This window comes from Candidatus Infernicultor aquiphilus (genome assembly GCF_002784285.1).
Lineage (GTDB): Bacteria > Atribacterota > Phoenicimicrobiia > Phoenicimicrobiales > Phoenicimicrobiaceae > Infernicultor > Infernicultor aquiphilus.
This window is the reverse complement of record NZ_PFKO01000180.1, coordinates 1-2,887: the sequence shown is the minus strand read 5'-3', so window position 1 is coordinate 2,887 and position 2,887 is coordinate 1. Positions and strand designations below refer to the sequence as shown.

Sequence of the window (2,887 nt, the reverse complement as noted above, 5' to 3'; positions counted from 1 at the left end):
ACCGGAAAGATGTTTGCTTATCAACATTATGGTATAGAGCCGGATATTTTGACTATTGCCAAATCCTTGGGAGGAGGAATACCTATCGGAGCTTTTATTGCTAAAGATAAAGTGGCTTTCTCTTTTAAACCTGGAGATCACGGGACTACTTTTGGGGGTAATCCTTTAGCCTGTGCTGCAGCGATAGCTAATTTAAAGATTTTACAAGAAGAAAGCCTGGTGGAAAAGTGTCAGAAAAAAGGAGAATATTTTAAAACCCAATTAGAGGACCTCCAAGAAAAATATCCCCAGAAGATAGAAGAGGTAAGAGGTTTAGGCCTAATGGTGGGGATGGAATTAAAAGAAGAAGGACAAGAGATAGTAAAGAAATGTATAGAAGAAGGAGTATTTATTAATTGCGTGGCTAAAAAGGTTTTGCGTTTTCTCCCTCCCTTAATTGTAGAGAAAGAGGAGATAGATTATTTAATAGAAGTTTTAGATAAAATTTTAAGGTAAAAGGTAAAAAAAGGTGCCAGGCACCTTTTTTTCCCTCTGAACACTGTCATTCCCGCGGAAGCGGGAATCTATAATCATATTAGAGGATATAAATTTCTGTTTTTAAAGAAAATAACAAAAAATAAAAAGGAGTATAGAAAAATGAAAAAAATGAAAAAAGTAGTATTGGCCTACTCTGGAGGATTGGATACCTCAGTGGCCATTAAATGGTTGAAAGAAAATTATTGTGAAGAAGTAATTGCAGTAACCATCGATGTAGGACAAAAAAATGATTTAGAATATATAAAAGAGAAAGCTATTCAAATTGGAGCAGTTAAATCTTATGTTATTGATGCTAAAGAGGAATTTACCCAAAAATATGTTTTGCCTGGACTTCAAGCCGGGGCTATTTATGAATCAACTTATCCTTTAGCTACTGCCTATTCCCGACCTCTAATTGCTAAAATTTTAGTTGAGGTTGCGGAGAAAGAAAAGGCAGAGGCTATTGTGCATGGCTGTACCGGTAAAGGTAATGATCAGGTGAGATTTGAAGTATCTATTGCGGCCCTGAACCCTCAATTGCAGGTAATTGCTCCAGCAAGGGAATGGGGATTTACCCGAGAAGAAGAAATTAAATATGCTAAAAAATATCAGATTCCTGTTCCGGTAGATATAAATAATCCCTATAGTGTAGACCAGAATTTATGGGGCCGGTCTATCGAATGCGGGGTATTAGAAGATCCCTGGAAAGAACCACCCGAAGAAGTCTATAAATGGACGGTAAATCCAGAAAATGCTCCTGATCAACCAATTTATTTAGAAGTATATTTTGAAAAAGGAGTACCACAGAGCATTGATGGAGAAAAACTATCTTTAGTAGATTTGATCCTTAAATTAAATGAAATCGGGGGAAAAAACGGAGTAGGCAGAGTAGATATGGTAGAGAATAGATTAGTAGGAATTAAGTCTCGAGAAATTTATGAGTGCCCAGCAGCTACTATCTTACTAAAGACCTATCAAGCTTTAGAAGGATTGGTTTGTCCTAGAGAATTATCTCATTTTAAACCATTTATTTCTAAAAAATATGCTGAACTAACTTACTATGGTCTCTGGTATTCTCCCTTAAAGGAGGCTCTGGATGGTTTTGTAAAAGTTATTCAGAAGAAAGTAACCGGAACCATAAGAGTTAAATTATTTAAAGGTAATTGCGTAGTAGTAGGAAGAAAATCTGAAAATTCTCTCTATGATTTTAATTTGGCTACTTATGCTCAGGGAGATACTTTTAATCAAAATTTTGCTAAAGGATTTATTGAGCTTTGGGGCTTACCAACTAAAGTATATGCTTCGGTGAGCAGGGGGGAGGATTAAGGTAGGGGTGAAAAATATGGAAAAACTGTGGGGTGGAAGATTTAAAAAGACTATAAATAAAGAGATGGAAGAATTTATTTCTTCTTTATCTTTTGATAAAAAATTAGTCAAGTATGACCTATTAGGGAGTATCGCTCATGCTCAGATGTTAGGAAAATGCAAGATTATCACTAAAGAAGAAACAGATAAAATCGTGGAGGGATTAAAACAAATCCTAAAAGAAGTCCAAGAAGACAAAGTAGAAATTGTTACTGGAGAGGCAGAAGACATTCATTCCTGGGTGGAGAATAAATTGAAAGAGAAGATAGGAGCTATAGCTGGAAAATTACATATTGCTCGAAGTAGAAATGACCAGATAGCCCTTGACGAAAGAATGTATTTAAAAGAAGAAGTTCTAAAGATCCAGGGTTTGTTGAAAGACTTACAAAAATCCCTTATAGCTACTGCCCAGAAAAATTTAGGAGTGATTATGCCAGGATATACCCATCTTCAACATGCCCAGCCCCTCCTTTTTTCTCATCACTTGATGGCTTATTTTTATATGTTTGAACGGGACAAGGGAAGGATGAAAGATTTGTATAAACGAGTTGATGTTCTTCCTTTAGGCTCTGCTGCTTTGGCAGGTACTTCTTTTCCTATTGATAGAGAATATGTAGCTACACAACTTGGTTTTGGCGGGATTTCAGAAAATAGTCTTGATGCAGTAAGTGATAGAGATTTTATTTTAGAATTTTTATCAGCATCAGCTATCTTGATGATGCATTTAAGCCGCCTGGGGGAAGAGATGGTTTTATGGTCCTCTCAGGAATTTGATTTTATAGAACTGGATGATTCTTTCTGTACCGGAAGCAGTATAATGCCCCAAAAGAAGAATCCTGATGCTGCGGAATTAATCAGGGGAAAAACCGGGCGGGTCTACGGGAATTTGTTAAATCTTCTCACCGTAATGAAGGCCTTACCCCTGGCTTATAATCATGATATGCAGGAAGATAAAGAACCTTTATTTGATACCGTATCTACCTTGGAAAGTTCTTTATTCTTGATG

The 2,887-nt window shown here is 36.4% G+C and carries 3 protein-coding genes; all 3 read left to right on the top strand.

Features of this window, described 5'->3' with window-relative positions; genetic code table 11:
- The coding region (locus tag COZ07_RS04975) for an aminotransferase class III-fold pyridoxal phosphate-dependent enzyme (protein ID WP_406607481.1) at positions 1-495 on the top strand (495 nt) is incomplete at its 5' end.
- A gap of 141 nt (positions 496-636) precedes the next feature.
- Entirely contained in the window at positions 637-1,842 is a 1,206-nt protein-coding gene (locus tag COZ07_RS04970; RefSeq protein ID WP_406607480.1) for an argininosuccinate synthase, read from the top strand.
- 16 nt (positions 1,843-1,858) lie between these two features.
- Positions 1,859-2,887, top strand: a 1,029-nt coding sequence (gene argH, locus COZ07_RS04965) for an argininosuccinate lyase (RefSeq protein ID WP_406607479.1), incomplete at its 3' end; no start/stop codon positions are given.

What these genes read in the sequence shown, in the direction of transcription:
- COZ07_RS04970 (WP_406607480.1), top strand. Translation starts at nt 637, where the DNA reads ATGAAAAAAATGAAAAAAGTAGTATTGGCCTACTCTGGAGGATTGGAT.